21 protein-coding genes are annotated in these 17,887 nt (G+C 38.1%); all 21 read right to left on the bottom strand.

The genetic code is table 11. The annotated features are described in order from the left end of the window. Nucleotides 1-64: 64 nt before the first annotated feature. The gene (locus MHI10_RS06515) at nt 65-664 is read right to left on the bottom strand and encodes a DUF1405 domain-containing protein (protein WP_340784006.1); all 600 of its coding nucleotides are present in this window, start codon (nt 662-664) and stop codon (nt 65-67) included. Between the two features lie 216 nt (nt 665-880). Continuing rightward, on the bottom strand, nt 881-1,675 hold the full coding sequence (locus MHI10_RS06510; RefSeq protein WP_340784004.1) for a menaquinol-cytochrome c reductase cytochrome b/c subunit: 795 nt from the start codon (nt 1,673-1,675) through the stop codon (nt 881-883). Nucleotides 1,676-1,715: 40 nt separating this feature from the next. Then, complete coding sequence (gene qcrB, locus MHI10_RS06505; protein WP_099423059.1) at nt 1,716-2,390, bottom strand: menaquinol-cytochrome c reductase cytochrome b subunit; 675 nt, start codon at nt 2,388-2,390, stop codon at nt 1,716-1,718. A 21-nt stretch (nt 2,391-2,411) separates the two neighbouring features. Then, nucleotides 2,412-2,915 carry a ubiquinol-cytochrome c reductase iron-sulfur subunit gene (locus tag MHI10_RS06500; protein WP_340784000.1) on the bottom strand — a complete coding sequence of 168 codons (504 nt, stop codon included), beginning with the start codon at nt 2,913-2,915 and terminating at the stop codon, nt 2,412-2,414. Between the two features lie 164 nt (nt 2,916-3,079). Beyond that, nucleotides 3,080-3,523, bottom strand: a complete 444-nt coding sequence (locus MHI10_RS06495) for a YpiF family protein (RefSeq protein ID WP_340783997.1) — start codon at nt 3,521-3,523, stop codon at nt 3,080-3,082. A 428-nt stretch (nt 3,524-3,951) separates the two neighbouring features. Then, nucleotides 3,952-4,503, bottom strand: a complete 552-nt coding sequence (locus tag MHI10_RS06490) for a ReoY family proteolytic degradation factor (RefSeq protein ID WP_340783994.1) — start codon at nt 4,501-4,503, stop codon at nt 3,952-3,954. A gap of 15 nt (nt 4,504-4,518) precedes the next feature. Next, nucleotides 4,519-5,763: a tetratricopeptide repeat protein gene (locus MHI10_RS06485; protein WP_340783991.1), complete on the bottom strand. Its 1,245-nt coding sequence runs from the start codon at nt 5,761-5,763 to the stop codon at nt 4,519-4,521. A 214-nt stretch (nt 5,764-5,977) separates the two neighbouring features. After that, nucleotides 5,978-7,270 (bottom strand): 3-phosphoshikimate 1-carboxyvinyltransferase, encoded by a 1,293-nt coding sequence (aroA, locus tag MHI10_RS06480; RefSeq protein WP_340783990.1) that lies wholly within the window; start codon nt 7,268-7,270, stop codon nt 5,978-5,980. A 60-nt stretch (nt 7,271-7,330) separates the two neighbouring features. After that, nucleotides 7,331-8,428 (bottom strand): prephenate dehydrogenase, encoded by a 1,098-nt coding sequence (locus MHI10_RS06475; RefSeq protein WP_340783988.1) that lies wholly within the window; start codon nt 8,426-8,428, stop codon nt 7,331-7,333. After that, complete coding sequence (hisC, locus tag MHI10_RS06470) at nt 8,425-9,525, bottom strand: histidinol-phosphate transaminase (protein ID WP_340783985.1); 1,101 nt, start codon at nt 9,523-9,525, stop codon at nt 8,425-8,427. Before hisC ends, MHI10_RS06475 begins: the two co-directional genes overlap by 4 nt. A 27-nt stretch (nt 9,526-9,552) precedes the next feature. Beyond that, nucleotides 9,553-9,915, bottom strand: coding sequence for a chorismate mutase (aroH, locus tag MHI10_RS06465; RefSeq protein WP_340783983.1), 363 nt, complete (start codon nt 9,913-9,915; stop codon nt 9,553-9,555). Further along, nucleotides 9,912-11,003 carry a 3-dehydroquinate synthase gene (gene aroB / locus MHI10_RS06460; protein WP_340783982.1) on the bottom strand — a complete coding sequence of 364 codons (1,092 nt, stop codon included), beginning with the start codon at nt 11,001-11,003 and terminating at the stop codon, nt 9,912-9,914. Before aroB ends, aroH begins: the two co-directional genes overlap by 4 nt. A gap of 1 nt (nt 11,004) precedes the next feature. Next, a complete protein-coding gene (gene aroC / locus MHI10_RS06455) occupies nt 11,005-12,186 on the bottom strand; it encodes a chorismate synthase (protein WP_340783981.1) in 1,182 nt (393 codons plus the stop codon). A gap of 460 nt (nt 12,187-12,646) precedes the next feature. Continuing rightward, nucleotides 12,647-13,417 carry a CheR family methyltransferase gene (locus MHI10_RS06450; protein WP_340783979.1) on the bottom strand — a complete coding sequence of 257 codons (771 nt, stop codon included), beginning with the start codon at nt 13,415-13,417 and terminating at the stop codon, nt 12,647-12,649. Between the two features lie 76 nt (nt 13,418-13,493). Then, entirely contained in the window at nt 13,494-13,706 is a 213-nt protein-coding gene (locus MHI10_RS06445; RefSeq protein ID WP_340783976.1) for a hypothetical protein, read from the bottom strand. Nucleotides 13,707-13,824: 118 nt separating this feature from the next. Then, nucleotides 13,825-14,244, bottom strand: coding sequence for a nucleoside-diphosphate kinase (gene ndk / locus MHI10_RS06440; protein WP_340783975.1), 420 nt, complete (start codon nt 14,242-14,244; stop codon nt 13,825-13,827). Nucleotides 14,245-14,349: 105 nt separating this feature from the next. After that, nucleotides 14,350-15,324 (bottom strand): heptaprenyl diphosphate synthase component II, encoded by a 975-nt coding sequence (gene hepT / locus MHI10_RS06435; protein ID WP_340783973.1) that lies wholly within the window; start codon nt 15,322-15,324, stop codon nt 14,350-14,352. A 22-nt stretch (nt 15,325-15,346) separates the two neighbouring features. Then, nucleotides 15,347-16,048, bottom strand: coding sequence for a demethylmenaquinone methyltransferase (locus tag MHI10_RS06430; protein ID WP_340783972.1), 702 nt, complete (start codon nt 16,046-16,048; stop codon nt 15,347-15,349). Nucleotides 16,049-16,072: 24 nt separating this feature from the next. Further along, nucleotides 16,073-16,813, bottom strand: a complete 741-nt coding sequence (locus tag MHI10_RS06425) for a heptaprenyl diphosphate synthase component 1 (RefSeq protein ID WP_340783969.1) — start codon at nt 16,811-16,813, stop codon at nt 16,073-16,075. Nucleotides 16,814-16,852: 39 nt separating this feature from the next. After that, nucleotides 16,853-17,071, bottom strand: a complete 219-nt coding sequence (gene mtrB, locus MHI10_RS06420; RefSeq protein WP_057982218.1) for a trp RNA-binding attenuation protein MtrB — start codon at nt 17,069-17,071, stop codon at nt 16,853-16,855. Between the two features lie 58 nt (nt 17,072-17,129). Then, entirely contained in the window at nt 17,130-17,699 is a 570-nt protein-coding gene (folE, locus tag MHI10_RS06415; protein ID WP_340783967.1) for a GTP cyclohydrolase I FolE, read from the bottom strand. Nucleotides 17,700-17,887 lie beyond the last annotated feature (188 nt).

Raw genomic sequence — 17,887 nt, 5'->3', positions numbered from 1 at the left:
AGCATTCATCCCCACTTTTTAAAATAGAGGAATTCTGCTGTATCAAGTTAATAGTAAATAGTTTTTATAGTCGTTGCAAATATTCACGCTTGCGACTTTCTAAAAAAGCGAGCATTATACATGCAATAGATAGCCAAAATGTAAAATAACCAATTTCACTTGGATATTGATAGATTACACGATAAAATGGCATCTGACCAAATAAATAGTCAATCACATCATTGTGGAGCGTCCAAACAGCAGCAACCATCACATGCCACAGTTCAAATCGGTACTTCGGTAAATAAAGTACAGCTTGCACAGCCATCATAAAATGTGAAGCAACAAGCATCCATCCCTGCCCGCCTAATGTACCCGTTTCAGCTAATGTGAGTAAATTCATCACGACCGCCCATAGCCCATACTTAATTAACGTAATTAAAGCTAATACTTCCATTAATTTAAAATGCTTTCCAAGTAACCATCCAACAAGAACAAAACAGAAAAAGAGGCTTGCCGTTGGAGAATCAGGTACGAAAATATAGAAAATCGGCTTTGTATCAGCTAGTTGACTGCCATACCAATAATATCCATAGATCGTCCCTAAAATATTAATGACTAATAGTAAAAGTAAAAAAGCTTTGTGATTGATCAAATACCACCACTGCGTCATATATGCTTTCATTATATTCTCCTCTACTTTATACGAAAAAGGTTTCAAGTAAGTTTCATTTTCTCATACATTCGCAGAAAATGCTCCCCTTGGATTCAGCAGAATCAAGTTAAATTTATTATGTACATTGCGCAACTTTTTAACATCCGCTTCGTCCTTATATTATATACGGACAATCATTATTAGCAATTAAAAAAGAGAGCCAAAACTCTGGCCCTCACGTCATGCTTATTTTTCTTTTAAACCTGCAATGAATTCAGATAATACTTGAAGCTCTTCATCTGTACCACCAAATGTTCCTGCTGGCATACCACCACGACCATTAGTGATAACTTCAGATACTTCTTCAGCTGTTAATTCGTTGCCCAATAACATTGGAGCTGACGCAGAACCAGCTAAATCACCACCATGACATCCGATACAAGAAGCTTGTGCTTGGAATATTTCATACCCTACAGAAGTTTCATCAACTTCAACATTAGGCAATAAACCTAAATCCTTGTCTGAAATAACACCTTGCGCTTTAACTGCTTCCCAGTTCGTTGCTGCAACAGATTCCCAAGTTGTATAAATAAGTGCAGCTACTGCTAATAACATGAATGCTGTTGGTAATGGACGTTTAGATGGACGACGCTCTGGCGTTGTATCTAAAAATGGCGCTAATGCTAATGTTCCAAATGCAATACCTGGAATAATTGCTGCTCCGATAAGGTTATATGGACCAGATGCAAATGAATATTTTAATAATTGGTACATTGATAAGAAGTACCAGTCCGGTAACGGAATATATGATGCATTTGTTGGGTCTGCCGGGCCTTCAAGTGGTGAAGGGTGAGCGACAGTTAATAGTAAATATCCAATTAAGAATACAGCACCAACCATCCATTCTTTTAATAAAAAGTCTGGCCAGAACGCTTCTGTTTTACCTGGATACTCGGAATAATCTTTTGGCACATTCGGCATACGATTATTCGCTTTTACACGTGAATCGCCTACGAATTTCATACCTTTTCCGCGTTGCATAGTGTCCCCTCCTTTAGTAAATCATACAGTTAGTATCAGATCAAAGTGGACCTGAAATACCTTGGCGGCGGATCATAATAAAGTGAACTGCCAATAATGCAAATAATGCTGCTGGTAAGAAGAATACGTGAATTGCAAAGAAACGAGTTAATGTTTGTGCACCAAGGATTGTTGCATCCCCTGCTAGCAACGTTTTAATCATTCCACCAATAAATGGCATCGAAGCGGCAATTTCAATACCTACTTTCGTTGCAAATAACGCTTTCATATCCCAAGGTAATAAATACCCTGTGAAACCTAAACCTAACATAACTGCAAAGATACCTACACCTACTAACCAGTTTAACTCACGAGGCTTTTTATATGAACCAGTGAAGAATACACGAAGCGTATGTAAGAACATCATTACAATTACTAATGAAGCCCCCCAGTGGTGCATACCACGAACGATTTCACCAAATGCTACTTCGTTTTGTAAATAGTAAACTGATTTCCAAGCATTTTCTACGTCTGGTACGTAATACATTGTTAAGAACATACCTGATAGAATTTGTATTACTGTAATGAAGAATGTTAATCCACCGAAACAGTAAACGAATGCTGAAAAGTGATGTGCAGGGTTAACGTGCTCTGGCACTTCGTGGTCGGCAATATCACGCCATATAGGAGTAATATCTAAACGTTCATCGACCCAATCATAAATTTTATTTAGCACTGTGTCGTACCCCCTAACTTATTAACTGAAAGTGTTTGCGATTTTTTTCCCAAGCATTAAGTAACCATCTTTTTCTGCCACTTCATATTGATCAAGCGGCCCAAGTGGAGGTGTACCTTTTACGTTTACACCCGTTTTCTCGTAACGTCCCGCATGACAAGCACAGAAGAATTGATTTGCATGCGCTGGGTCACCTTCCCAGTTGACAGTACAGCCTAAATGTTTACATACAGGTGAAAGTGCTACGATCTCATTGCCATTATGATATATCCATGCTGCTTCTGTTACATCTGACTTATACCAGCCGTCCGTTTGTTCGAACGTAAAGTCAACCTTTACTGGTGCATCTGTAATTTCAGCAATTTTCTGACTCGTTAATACAAAATCCCCTTCTTCTTTCGTCTGAAGAACTGGATCAATTGCAAAACGAACCATTGGCATTAACATACCAGCCGCCATAAATCCACCTACGCCAGTAATTGTGTAAGTTAAAAATTGACGTCGTGTAACTCGATTATTACTCATTTTTTTCCCCCCTCTTACTAAAAGGTCAGTCCAACGGACATATACTTTTATAAATAGTAAATAACTAGGACATATATATGATATATCAAGAAAATAGGTTGGTCAATAACGCTTTCATTTCATTTGGCGACTTTGTGAACATTTCATGAAACTATGGAATCATATTATACCCAAGCTTCTGTTAAAACCGGAATAATTTGCTTTAGTTGGTCTTCCAGAATGCGCTGTTTTACTGTTTTATCCATTGATTCCAAGGGTATTGCTGGTAGCCATAATATGTCCAAATCTTCATTATCCTTTTTCCAAGAATGATCACATGTAATAAAAATGACAGATTTAAAACCAGTATTATGTAACTCTTCTTGCAATTGAATTGGTAATAATTCATTTTTTGTTCGGTCTGTATATGAAAATGGCGGCATTAACATTACTCTACCTCTAAACTGCTGTTCGATAAACATCGTTAATGTAATTAAATACTCGACAGCCGAACTGCTTTGTTTCATACCTTCATCCAATAAGTTTAATTGCACTAACGGCACGATAGCTGTATCAATAAATTGTTTTTGTGTTTGAAATTGCTCAATATCCTTTACGGTAAAATTCATTTGATTATCCCTCTTTCTATATACATGTCCACACAAAAAAATAAGGCATTTTTTATGTATACATGCATTTTGAACTGTTTTTTTTAGTGAACACTCGATTGAGTAAGATCTTTTAGAACGGAAAACTTTATACAGGTCTGGCCTTGCATAAAGCACACAGATGAGTCGTACAGATTTGTGCAAACACTGTCTGTGCGCCTCATGTGCTTAGCCAGCCTATACTAGCAAATACTTTATTAGACGTTTTATTAGAACATTTAAATCATAAGATTAGAATCTTTTATTTAACTTATCTAGACAAATCGATTGTGCTGTTGGTACTTATTTTGCCTAGACAAAAAGGACATCTCTTACTAGAATTTACGTAAGGTAATGTCCTTTTATTTGGATTCCCTCAAAGATTATATTTCTCACTTGCTAGAATAAAGCTATTTATTGACAACCTTTAAAGCTTGCAACAAGTTCGATAGCTCAAAAAACTTCTCTTTATCCCCAGCATCCAATGCATCATCAATTTCCCGTAAAAGTTGCTGTTCTTGGAATGCCATCACACTGTTTTCCAATAATCGTTGTGCGGCTAGACGATCTTTTTCATGAATGACTAAATCTTTTGGCATATATGGATTTTCTTCTAAAACTGCCAAATACACAGGGCTTGGTGGGACATTCGGAAAATTTAATTGAACATACATTAATTCTTGCGGATTTAACCGCAAATCATGAAACGATTTTTCTGCATCGGACGTCATAATATTTTTTTTATAAAATCGGAATGGAATAGCGGTTGTTTCCACAGTCGACATGACAATGGCCCTTGGACAATAATGTGCATCATCAACAAAATGAATATTTGTTAGCAGTTCATCGTTACTAAGCAAATAATTTAAAATCCATACCCCTTCCCTGCGCTTTAATTGAAAATTTTTCAAGAACCATTTAATGAATACTTTCTTATCATTTAGTGGTACGGAGTAAGTCACCATTATATCCTCCTTCTATTCAAAGCGATCTAATAAATCAATCCATTGCTGGTCAGTTGGCTGTAATTCCACGAGCTGTCCGGCAACAATTCTTGCTTCCTCTTGCTTGCCATCTTCCAATAAGAATAAGCAATATTTCTCTAAAAATTCCACGTCGTCTTTGAATTCAATATATGCAAGTTTGTAAATTTCATATGCTTTTTCGAACTGTTCATTTATATTATACGCATGTGCAACGAATGGATATAGTGAAACCCACTCAAATTCATTTTGTTGTAGCTGTTCAAATAATTCGAGCACATCGTCATATCTTTCCTGTGAACTATAGACTGACATGAGCACTAAAATTGCTTCCATGTACTCAGAATCCAGCGCAATTGCTTCCGTCAAATAGCCGATTGCCTCATCCGGTTGACTATTTTTTAACGCCATCTTCCCAGCAAATAAGAAGAAGGATTTGTCATACTCATCTCGCTTGATGCCTTCTTTTATTACCGCAAGTGCGCGGACATTGTCATCTTGCATGGCATAACTATCCGCTAATAATAAATACGCTGAAAAATAATCTGGATCTAATTCTTTTAAATCTTCCAGCTGTTTAATCGCTAAATCATATTTTTGAATTTGGAAAGCAGCATAACCCGAACCAAATAGTAAATCCGGTGTTACTTCTTCTTCAAGCGCTTCCATATAATATTCAAGCGCCGTTTCATAGCCCGCACCTGCTCGATAAACTTCCGCTAATCTTTGCGCCAATAAAACGCCGGCAAATTTTTTATCTACTGTATAAAGCTCTTCATATATGCGAGCTGCTTCAGAAAAACGCCCTGTTTCAAAAAGGAGTTCCGCTTTCGCAAATTGTAATAACGGTTCTGTTGGCATTAATTGTAACGCCTCATTAATACGCTGCTCCGCTACTTCAAATAATCCCTGCATTTGATAATAATCTGCAAGAACTAATAATGCTTGTGGGTATTCGGGGGCTTCATCGCTTACCCCCATTAATAAATTAAGTGCCTCGTCTTCTTCACCCATTTCAATAAGAACTGAAGCTTGATCTATCGCAATTTGAGCTTCTTCCGGGAATAAAAATTGCAAATGTTCGAATACACGATTGGCTTCATTCAAAAAACCAAAATGCATCAATGCTTCTGCAATTTCATATTGCTCTGAAGGCTCGCTATTTATTAAAAATGTTTCTAGGAGAAGGTCAATTTGTTCTATGTTTCCTTCTTGGATTGCTTGTAATAATTCATTCATCTAGTCATTCACCTTTTCCTACTTTTTCATTCTAATGCTACATGACCTTTCCTTGCATCACAAGAAAAAGAATCGATTTTGAAGTAAAAATCCGATTTTGAACGACTGTCAATTTAGTATTGCTATTTTTAATATCTAGTACCTATTAAGTATATCTTGTTGTATGTAGCGTAAAAAGCCATCCTGATCTTCATCAACATGACTTTTTATTCGGTTATTTGTTTTTCAATTGATCAATATGTTCAAAAAACGTTGGGTACGACACGGCGATACACTGTGCATCATCCAGCTCGATTGCACCGTCTGTTACCAATGCTGCAATAGCTGCCATCATGCCGATTCGGTGGTCACCGTATGATTTTAAACTGGCACCGTGTAATTTTGTAGGCCCTTCAATAATCATGCCATCACTTGTCGCTTCAATTTGTGCGCCTAGTTTTTTTAATTCCGCCACAACCGCATCAATGCGATTCGTTTCTTTTACCTTTAACTCTTCTGCGTCTTTAATAATCGTTTTCCCCGTAGCTTGAGTTGCTAATAGCGCTAAAATCGGAATTTCATCAATTAATCGAGGAATAATTGCCCCTTCAATCGTCGTTCCTTTTAAAGCGGATTTTGCAATCGTAATCGTTGCTGTTGGCTCCGCAGCTTGTTCGTCATCTACTACGACTTCCATTTTTGCACCCATGTTTTGGAGTACTTCTAGGATACCATTGCGTGTTTCATTCACACCGACATTTTTCAAGGTAATACGGCTATTTTTCGCAATCGCTCCCGCAACTAAAAAGAAGGCCGCAGAAGAAATATCCCCTGGAACGTCGACATGCGTGCCTGTAAGCTGCTGTCCGCCTTCAAAAGATACGACCCCTTGCTTTGTGGTAACTGCCGCACCAAATTGACGTAGCATGCGTTCTGTGTGATCACGGGACACTTCACTTTCGCGCACAATCGTCGTTCCTTGTGCGCGTAAACCAGCAAATAAAATAGCGGATTTTACTTGTGCACTCGCGACCGGCATCGTGTAATCAATCGCTTGCAAAGTTGTTCCTTGAATAGCTAGCGGTGTATATTGGCCATTTTCTCGACCTGCAATTTGCGCACCCATTTGACGGAGTGGATCTGTTACACGGCGCATAGGACGCTTACCAATTGATGCATCGCCTGTCATAATCGTATGCACGTTTGTACCTGCTAAAATGCCGAGCATGAGCCGTGTTGTCGTACCCGAATTACCGGTATATAATACTTCACTTGGCTCTTGCCAGTTATCCATGCCAGGACTTTCAATCGCGACATTCGTTCCATCTACTTGTATGTCAACACCGAGCTTTCGGAAACAATCAATCGTATCTAAACAATCTTCTCCAAGTAAAAAACCGGAAACAGTTGTTTTCCCTTGTGCGATTGAACCCAACATAATAGACCTATGTGAAACAGATTTATCACCCGGTACTGTAATTTCTCCTTGAAGTGCCGGTCCATTATATTGCAATACTTTTGAACTCATAACAATTCCTCCCTAGAAAAAATACATCTCGCAAGTTTATTTAGCGAGATGTGTTGTTCGTTAAGATATATGCGTATCATAATTTGCTTTTTGTGTGATGCACTTTGCCGCACGTTCACGGTCTTCATTTGTTTGGAAGCTGATTACTAAAATACCAAACACATCGACGCGGGTTTCAACAATTCGAATATTTATTATGCTAATATTTTCTTCGGCTAAGTAACCTGTCACTTCAGAAATTACCCCTGGATAATCTGGGATATCCACATATAAATCATATGGCATGTATAAAGCACCATTGGCAATTGGCAACTTATCACGAACATCTCTTGCATCAGAGAAGTAGCGCTCAATTTCTTCCGCGTCACCTTGATCGAGTAGCTGCCTTACACGTCCCATTTCTTCTAACCACGTATCCAATTGACCAACGAGCTCTTTTTGATTTTGTAGCGTAATATCTCGCCACAATGTCGGATTAGAGGATGCGATACGTGTAATATCACGAAAGCCCCCCGCTGCTAAAGAGGATGTCATTGGGAATGCTTTTTTCTCAAAATTCAACTGATGGACTAATGAGGCCGCAACGATATGTGGGAAATGGCTGACAACAGCGGTCATATGATCATGTGCTTTGGCGTCTACTACAACCATTTTCCCGAGCGTAAATTTTAATAAATCATCAAGCGCTGCAATTCGTTCAATTTCTTCACCTTCAGTTGGTGTCAACATATAATAAGCATTTTCCAATAAATACGGCTTCGCTGCTGTGATTCCACTTTTATGTGAGCCCGCCATTGGATGCCCTCCGATAAAGGTGATACCTAATTCTCGTAATTCAAGCGCTTTTTCCATAATACGGGCTTTCGTACTACCAGTATCTGTAATAATGACATTGCGTTTTAAATTCCAACTTTTTAACTGCTCCATAAAATCGAGCGTAATATTGACGGGTGTCCCAAAAATAATAACATCTGCCTGCTCAGCAAATTGTACAGGATCTTCTACCACTTCATGTACAACATTTAATGTGCTCGCTAATTCTCTTGTTTGCTCATGTGCATCATAACCAAACACTTTCGTATGCGGAGCCTTTTGCAGAGCTAATGCAACAGAACCACCAATTAACCCTAGTCCGATTACGAAAACATTCCGTGTCATGCAAAAACCCCTTGCTCTTTCAAAACTTCTGCCAGCAATTGTAGAAATCTTTCATTTTGCTGTTCTGTACCAATCGTTACACGAATAAACCCTTCTAGGCCAAGCGCCGCCCCACTACGAATAATAAATCCGCGCTTCATCATTTCTTCAAAAACAACTTCACTGCTCATCTTCACTTCAAACATGATGAAGTTCGTTTGAGAAGGGAAATATTTCAATCGTTGCGCTTCACAGAATGCGACAAATTGCTGCTTGCCCTTTTCATTCGCTACGCGGCAACTTGCAATGTATTCTTGATCGCCAAGAGCCAATTGCGCAACCTTTTGGCTTAAATTTGTATTGTTAAATGGTGCGCGCACTGGATCGAGCTTCGCAATCACTTCTGCTTGGGCAATTCCATAACCTACACGGAATGAAGCTAAGCCATATGCTTTTGAAAACGTGCGCAATAATATTAAATTCGAATACTCTCGGAAATAATGCAATGTGTCTTCATATGTTGGATCATTGACATACTCTATGTATGCCTCATCTAATACGATGAAAACATCTTTTGGTACTGCCGCTAAAAATGCACGTAATACTTCATCTGAAACAATTGTTCCTGTTGGGTTATTTGGATTACAAACCCACACTACAGAAGTATTTTCATCAATCGCTTCAAGCATCGCATCTAAATTATGCACGCCATCGTTTAATGGAACTTTTCGTACTTCCGCGCCTTCAATTTCCGCGTTATGCCAGTATTGTGAAAACGATGGATCAGCCATGACTGTATTCACTCCTGGATATAATAACGCACGCGTAATAATCGCGATTAAATCATCCGAACCGTTACCGATAATTAACTCTGCTTCTTCTACCCCGTAAAATTTTGCTAGGCTTGTACGTAAGTTTTGTGCATAACCATCTGGATAGATGGCATGATTCGAAGCGTCTGATTGTAAAAATGCTTTTACTTTCGGCGAGCTACCGAATGGATTTTCATTAGATGCGAGTTTTACAACTTCATCTAATCCAAATTGTTTCTTTACTTCTTCTATCGGCTTACCTGGTTGATAAGCTTTCATCCCGTTTAATTGTTGTTTCCACTTCATCCTTGAATCTCTCCCCTTAATTGGCTGTTATTTCACTAAATCTGGTCGTAATTTAACGGCATCTTTTAAGTAAATATGATGAATTTCATGCTGTGGTGTATGCGTATTAACATGTAATAACACACGTATACAAAGCGGAAGTCCACCCGGTACATCCATCTCATGCATACACATGATCGGCACATACTGCCAACCTTCCATTGAACGAACAGACTTCGCAGGGAATGCCGAGCGAATATCTGGTGTTGTCGAAATGGTAACAGAAGCTATATCTGAAGGATCTACTTTATTTTGTTTCACTACTTCTTGTACAAGCTTAGCTGTCTCTTCCCATACTAACTCAGCTCTATCTTCATCAATCGTAATTGCACCACGTATTCCACGAATCATGCTTGCACCTCCAATAGTAATTGTCTTAACTGTTCATCGATTTCTTTACATTCATCTAACTCTATTTTTTGAACGAACGGCTTCCCAACTGTTTCTAACAAAACAAATTGCAACACACCATAGTCCGCCTTTTTATCCTTTAATAAATAGTCCGTCAGCTGTTCAAATGTGAATTGATGAACCGCTTCAAACGGATAGCCACTGTCGATTGCAAATTGTAAAAATCGCTTTGTGAAGGCGTGATCGATTTTCCCATACCGTTCACTTAATAATAAACAATAAATGAGACCGATCATAACCGCTTCGCCATGCGCGACTTTTCCATAACCTGCAGCCGCTTCAATCGCATGACCATATGTGTGACCTAAATTTAAATATTTGCGCACCGATTGTTCAGTCTCATCTTGTTCCACGATGTTGGCCTTTACTTGAATACCTTGTGCTAAATAATCTCCTAACAGCTGCTCCGGTAAATTTGTGATTGAATGACCTTCTACTAATTCTTCCACCCATTTTGCATCGGAAATCAGTGCATGCTTAATAACTTCCGCCATGCCAGAGCGCACTTCTTTTTCACTTAACGTTTTTAAAAACTTTGTATCATAAATAACCGCTTGTGGCTGATAAAAAGTACCAATCATATTTTTCCCTTGTGGATGATTGATTGCCGTCTTTCCACCAACTGCAGAGTCATGCGCTAAAATCGTCGTCGGCACTTGAATAAACGGAATACCGCGCATATAGGTCGCAGCTACAAATCCTGCTAAATCGCCAACAGCACCACCACCAAATGCAATAATTAATGATTTACGTGTACATTTTTTTTCTAATAAAAAAGTTTGTGTTACATGATAATTTTCAAAGCTTTTGCATTGTTCTCCTGCAGGCATGACGAGCACATCAAAGGAATAAGAGAAATTCGCTTCAAAATATTCTTTTTGTTCCGCCCATACAAATTCATCCGTTAATACAATGATTTTGTCTGCAGTTTCAAACAGTGCTTTATGCGATTGTACGACATCTTGTAATATGCCATTCCCAATCGTCACAACATACGAATGTGATGCAGTACGAACTGGAATTTTCATTTTAGTACTCCTTTGTGTACTGACGCATCGCATCAATTTGTGCTTTTAATTGAGGGAATTGGTCGCTGTGGAATTGATCCACAATAACACTCGCTATTTCCCAAGCAATAACATGTTCAGCCACGATTGATGCTGCCGGTACTGCACAGCTATCTGAACGCTCAACACTTGCTTTAAATGGTTCTTTCGTTTCAATATCCACACTTTGTAACGGTTTATAGAGCGTAGGAATTGGTTTCATAACACCACGTACAACGATTGGCATTCCCGTAGACATACCACCTTCTAAGCCACCTAGACGGTTTGTCGTGCGTGTGTAACCATTTTCTTCATCCCATACAATTTCGTCGTGTACTTCCGAGCCTTTTTTGCGTGCCATTTCAAAGCCGATACCGAATTCAACACCTTTGAATGCGTTGATGCTTAACATAGCGGCTGCTAATTTTCCATCTAATTTGCGATCATAATGAACATAAGAGCCAATGCCCGCTGGTAACCCTTCAATAATTACTTCAACGATTCCACCGATTGAATCACCTGCTTTTTTCGCATCATCAATTGCTTCAACCATTTTCGCTGATGCTTCTGGGTCCACACAGTAGCAAGCATCCTCCTCTACAATCGTGCGAATTTCATCTGCTGATTTGCCCTCAACTAGCGCTGTATTCGCTTTAATCCCTACGATTTCCGTCACATGTGCCACAATCGAAATCCCTAGCTCATTTAATAAAGCTTTAGCAACCGAACCTACTGCTACACGCACCGTCGTTTCACGGGCACTTGAGCGCTCTAATACATTGCGTAAATCGCGGTGACCGTATTTCATCCCACCAACTAAATCTGCATGTCCTGGGCGTGGACGAGAAATTTGACGCTTCATTTCAGCTGGATCAATATCTTCTGGCAATTCCGCTGCACCCATAATTTTTGTCCAATGCTTCCAGTCATCATTCGTTACAACTAGTGCTACTGGAGACCCTAATGTTTTTCCGTGACGAACACCTGAAACAATTTCAACTGTATCTGTTTCGATTTGCATACGGCGCCCCCTGCCATGGCCACCTTGTCGTCGTTTTAAATCGTAATTTATTTTTTCTGCAGTCACTGGCAATAGTGACGGTAACCCCTCAATAATTGTAGTTAATTGTGGTCCGTGTGACTCACCTGCTGTTAAATATCGCATTAAACACTTTCTCCCTTCAACTCGCTAAAGTATGTATTTTTCACTATAACATATTTCAATTCAAATATCAGTATCATTTTCATCTGGATACACAGCCATTTTAGAACATTCTGAACATTTAAAGCGAAATACTGTGCATGCACGAGCAATTATCAATTACGCCCCAGCGTAATTGCGTCCAGATTTTTTTCGAGCGAGCTCGAAAAACTTCCCTTAAAAAATCTGTGACATCCGCTGGGGCTTGGCTCAACACGATGTTGATCACAAAGGCGTTGTCACAGGACGTGACAGATTTTAGCCTTTGTTCCCCTACTTCAGCCGGGGGAAACCTCCACTGAGTCAAGTTAAACAAAAAAACGCCTTTCGCCAATTGTACGAAAAGCGCTTTTTTTATTCGTCAGAAAAGTAGATACTTCCCCAAACTTTCGCAACACACATACAGAGCATTATTTTTGTAGTATTATTTTTTTCGGTAAAAGAATGTATCCTCAACTTCAAAACCATAGCGTGCTGGATTAAAAATCTGTTCCGTCGAGCCAACAAACAAAATACCACCTGGACGCAATGCTTTACTAAAGTTTTCATAAATTTGATCTTTCGCCTCTTCTGTAAAATAAATCATGACATTTCGACAAACGATTAAATCAAAATTGGATTCATAATTATCCTTTAATAAATTATGTTTTTTGAATGTAACAGTTCGTTTAATATCATCTTTCACTTTAAAAAATTGGCCCTCTTTTTCGAAGTACTTTGCTTGTACATCTTTTGGGACTTCTGCTAAAGAGCGTTCTGGATACAATGCGAGCTTTGCTTTTTGAATCACATTCTCATCTAAATCTGTTGCTAAAATACCGATTTGAGATAATGATATGTGATGTGATAACACCATTGCTAAGCTGTACGGCTCTTCTCCAGTCGAACAAGCTGCACTCCAAATTTTTGGTCGCTTATTTGTTTGAAGTAACTTTGGGAAAATTTTATTTTGCAATACTTCCCAACGCTTTCCATTGCGATAAAACTCAGAAACATTAATCGTCATACGATCTAAAAATTCATTCATTAAATCTCGGTCTTTTTCTAATGCTTGAAGAAAATCCACAAAATTTTTAAAACCTTTTTTCTCATACAGTGAAGTGAGTCGGCGCTTCATTTGCGCTTCTTTATAAAGTGCTAAATCAATTCCTGTTTTACGTTTAATGCCATCTATGAAACGTTCGTAATCTGACATTCACATCTGTCCCCTCATATATCGTAAACCTATTATATCTGATTATCGCAGCAACTGAAATACCATTCTGCTTTATTTATGAAGGTTTCCTATTTTCTAACAACTGTTGCTTTGAATGTTCTAACTCTAAGCGCATTTTCTCTGTCTCTTTATCATAGTTTTCTAATTTAAGGCGTTCTAATTCAATTTCCTTGTCTAATCTTTTCAATTCTATTTTTTTATTTTTTGTATACGTGTCGGTTAAAATAGCCATGGCAGAAATAATAACAATTGCTCCCCAAAAAACCATCTAATCCTCTCCTTTCTTTTTATATACGTTTTGCCGTTACAATAGTTTCATTATTCTGATATATTTATGTAAAAAAATAGCGTCCACTTTAAAAGTGAACACTATTTATTCATTCCAATTATTCAGCTAAACCTTCGCCGAACCATAAGTTGATTTCGCGCTCAGCAGAAGCTAAAGAGTCAGAACCGTGGATTACGTTGTGAGATAAAGTTACAGCGTAGTCTCCGCGGATTGTACCAGGAGCTGAATCTTCTGGTTTTGTAGCACCCATCATGATACGAGCTAATTGGATAACGTTTTCGCCTTCCCAAACCATACCAAATACTGGACCTGATGTGATGAAGTCTACTAATTCACCGAAGAATGGACGCTCAGCGTGTTCTGCATAGTGATTTTCAGCTAATTCACGAGTAGGAACCATTAATTTTGCTCCACGTAATACGAAACCGCGACGCTCAAAGCGGTCAACGATATCACCGATTACTTGACGTTCTACGCCATCTGGTTTAACCATTAAAAATGTTTTTTCGATTGCCATGTTGTTATACACTCCTTAAGTTTGGGTAAAAGGTTTACACCTACCGATAAATATTACCAAAGACGCGCTCAAACTGCAACAAATATTAGCATATTGCTTAATTTACTAGAATTTTCGCTTACCCATGAACAAAGCAATATCTCGTAATTTTTTCTTCGTCGGATGGTTTGGTAACTTTTCAACTTCAGCTAAAGCCTTTTTTAAATATAAATTACTAATTTTTGTTGCTTCTTTTATCGCATTTGATTTACGTACAAGTTGCAACATTGCTTGGCGCTCTTCTTCCGACAGTTCACCCGTTGTTACTTTTTCTATATACGGCATGATTTGAGGATCTTCTTTCATCAATAATATAGGCAATGTAATATTCCCTTGAATGAAGTCACTGCCTGCTGGTTTGCCTAGTTGCTTGTCCGTAGCCGTGAAATCTAATATATCATCAATAATTTGGAAACTCATCCCAACGAAATAGCCATAGCGCTTTAAATGTCGTGTCGTTATTTCATCTGCTCCACTAACAACTGCTCCTAGTTCACAGCTCGATTCAATTAACAGGGCTGTTTTACGCTTAATACGACGGAAATAATCTTTAATCGTTTGATTTAAACGAAACTTATCTTCAATTTGAATGACTTCACCATTACAAAGTTCAACCATTGTTTTGGCTAAAATTTGATGGGCATGGGGATTTTCAATGATTGTGACATATTCTAATGCTCTCGCAAATATAAAATCCCCTGTATACATCGCGACACGATTGTTCCACTGCGCTTTTACCGTATGTCTACCTCGACGCATGTCTGAATCATCTATGACATCATCATGAACTAATGATGCCATGTGAATTAACTCTAATGGTACGGCGATATTTTTCATTCGCTCGATATTATAGTCACCAAATTTCGCACTTAGTAACGCAAATACCGGTCGAATTCGTTTTCCACCCGCTTGCAATAAATGAAGTGAGGCATCATTCAATAAGTGAGAAGATGAACTTAGCGCATTTTCTAATTCTTTTTCGATGATTTCTATATCTGATTTAATATCAGTGTATAGTATTTTTAGCTTCATCTTTTCCACGCGTCAAAACCCACTCTCACTATTATTCTTTTTTAAAGCCCATATGCACAGCGGCTGCCCCACCACTATAAGCTTTATATGTTACATTTTTTAATCCCGCATCTTTAAACATTTGCGCTAATTTTTTCATACCTGGAAAGTCGTTAGCTGATTCCTGTAACCAAGAATATTCTTTATAGCTTTTCGCAAAGAGCTTTCCAAAAATCGGCATAATATATTTGAAGTAGAAGCGGAAAAGCTGGCGGTACCCCGGGATTTCAGATTGTGATGTTTCTAAACATACAACCATACCACCTGGCTTTACGACACGATGCATTTCACGTAATACTTGCAAATAATCCGGTACATTACGTAAACCAAAACCAATTGTTACAAAGTCAAATGTATTATCTTCAAATGGCAGTTCCATCGCATTTCCATGAATTAACTCTACTTGTGGCATGGCTGCAGTTTTTTGAAGACCTACATTCAACATGTTTTGACTAAAGTCTAGACCTTTGACAACGCCTTCTTCACCAGCAGCTTGTGCTAACGCGATTGTCCAATCCGCTGTGCCACAACAAACATCTAAGCATTTTGAACCTTTTTGAACAGCCATTCGCTTCATTGTATCGTTGCGCCATTTAATATGTTGCTGGAAGCTAATAACTGAGTTCATCTTATCGTAGCTTTCTGAAATGCTCTCAAATACTTCATGCACATGTTGTTCTTTCGATTTTGTCATGTTTTCAAAACCTTTCTTATTCACTTATGAAGTGATCAATTGCTCGATATATTGTTTTAATTCGGGTTGTATTGGTGTGCGCTTCACAATCCCTTGCAATTCATCCTGTTTCTTCTTAAGTTCTTCTTGCAAATCTTTTTGAACGGTCGGTGAGTTGAATGTATCCGTATGTAATTGCTTTTTAAAAAAGCCTTCCTCACCATTTCCAATCAATGAAAACTCTTTTTTCAATCGTAAATAAGTTAACGTTTTTTTCATTAAATTTTTATATTGTGTAAATTCATATGCTTCATAATAGCGTTCAATTAATTCACATTCAATTATGCTTATACTGTCAATCCACTCTTGAAGAGGTCTTTTCACAGGTTCGTAAATTTTAATCTGTTGTTCACAGCGATTGACAATCCCTTTAGACAATTTTTGAATGAGCTGAATATTTTTAGAAAGCGCTAATAATTGGTAATAGCGACCGCTATAATAATCACCAGCGAGCACAGTTAACTGTTGCTGTTTACTCGTCGCATTTTGTTCTTTGATTTTTTCATGCTCAAAAAGGGATGCATGCACAATCCCAACCGTTATTGCACTTGTTTCCCGGTCGTCATCTGATGGTTTTCCATCTAAAAACGGCAATTGAATAAAAAACAATTGTTCATCATTCAACATTGGTTCTCCGACATTTTGTAGTAATGCTCTATGACGAACATGCATGAAAATATTTGATTTTAATTGCTGAATAGATTGTGTAATGTATGTTGCACTCATAGAAATTACTCCATTTCAGTGTTGTTTCAATTCAAATTATTATTTCTTCCCGTTACTTTGAACAATACCGTGTGTCGAATGAATTTTTGCTTTCCCACGAATTTTCATAGCTGATGTATGTTCTGTAAACTGCGCAATCATTACTTCACCTGCATCTAATTTTTCAGAATGGTGAAATTTTGTATCCGTTCCACGTGTCAAACCAATCACATGAACGCCATCTTCTTCTGCTTCGATGATAATATAATCTTGTGCCATTTTTCGCTTCTCCTCACCATTACAATTCCTTCGTTTATCATACCATAAACAACGTCAGTTATGACATTTGAACAAATGTAATAACTTCATTTCGTTTCACATCATCTTGCTCATAAATGCCACGTGCAACGGATGTGATTGTTTTTGCACCAGGTTTTTTTAAGCCACGCATTGTCATACACATATGTTCTGCTTCGATAATGACATAAACACCCTTTGGATCTAACATTTCCATAATTGTGTCCGCTACTGTTGAAGTAATACGTTCTTGTAATTGCGGGCGACGTGCAACCGACTCGACGCAACGTCCTAACTTGCTTAACCCAGCGACTTTACCGTCTTTTGGAATATAAGCAATATGCGCTTTCCCGTAAAAAGGTACTAAGTGATGCTCACACATTGAAAAAAATGGAATATCCTTAACAAGTACTAACTCTTCATGATCTTCATGAAAAACGGTATTAAAGTATTCACGTGGATCTTCGTTTAAACCACTAAACATTTCTGCATACATTTTTGAAACGCGCTTTGGTGTATCGAGTAAACCTTCCCGTTCAACATCCTCGCCAACCGCTTCTAATATCATTTTTACTGCTTCTTCAATTTTTTTTAAATCAACATTCGTCATGAAACTATTTCCTCCTAAATTACCCAAAACGGAATCATTAAGTTTTTATATTATTTTTCGTTTATTTAAGGATCTGTTCTATCTATGTAGATCGCTTTTCGTTTGCATTTCACCAAGTGAATCGTAGCATATCTCGTCAATAAGTTCAAAAACTGTATACTTAATTCGACAAATGCATTTCGACTAGG

Source organism: Solibacillus sp. FSL K6-1523, assembly GCF_038005225.1.
Lineage (GTDB): Bacteria > Bacillota > Bacilli > Bacillales_A > Planococcaceae > Solibacillus.
The sequence above is the reverse complement of the archived record's forward strand: the minus strand, read 5'-3'. Positions and strand labels throughout refer to the sequence as shown.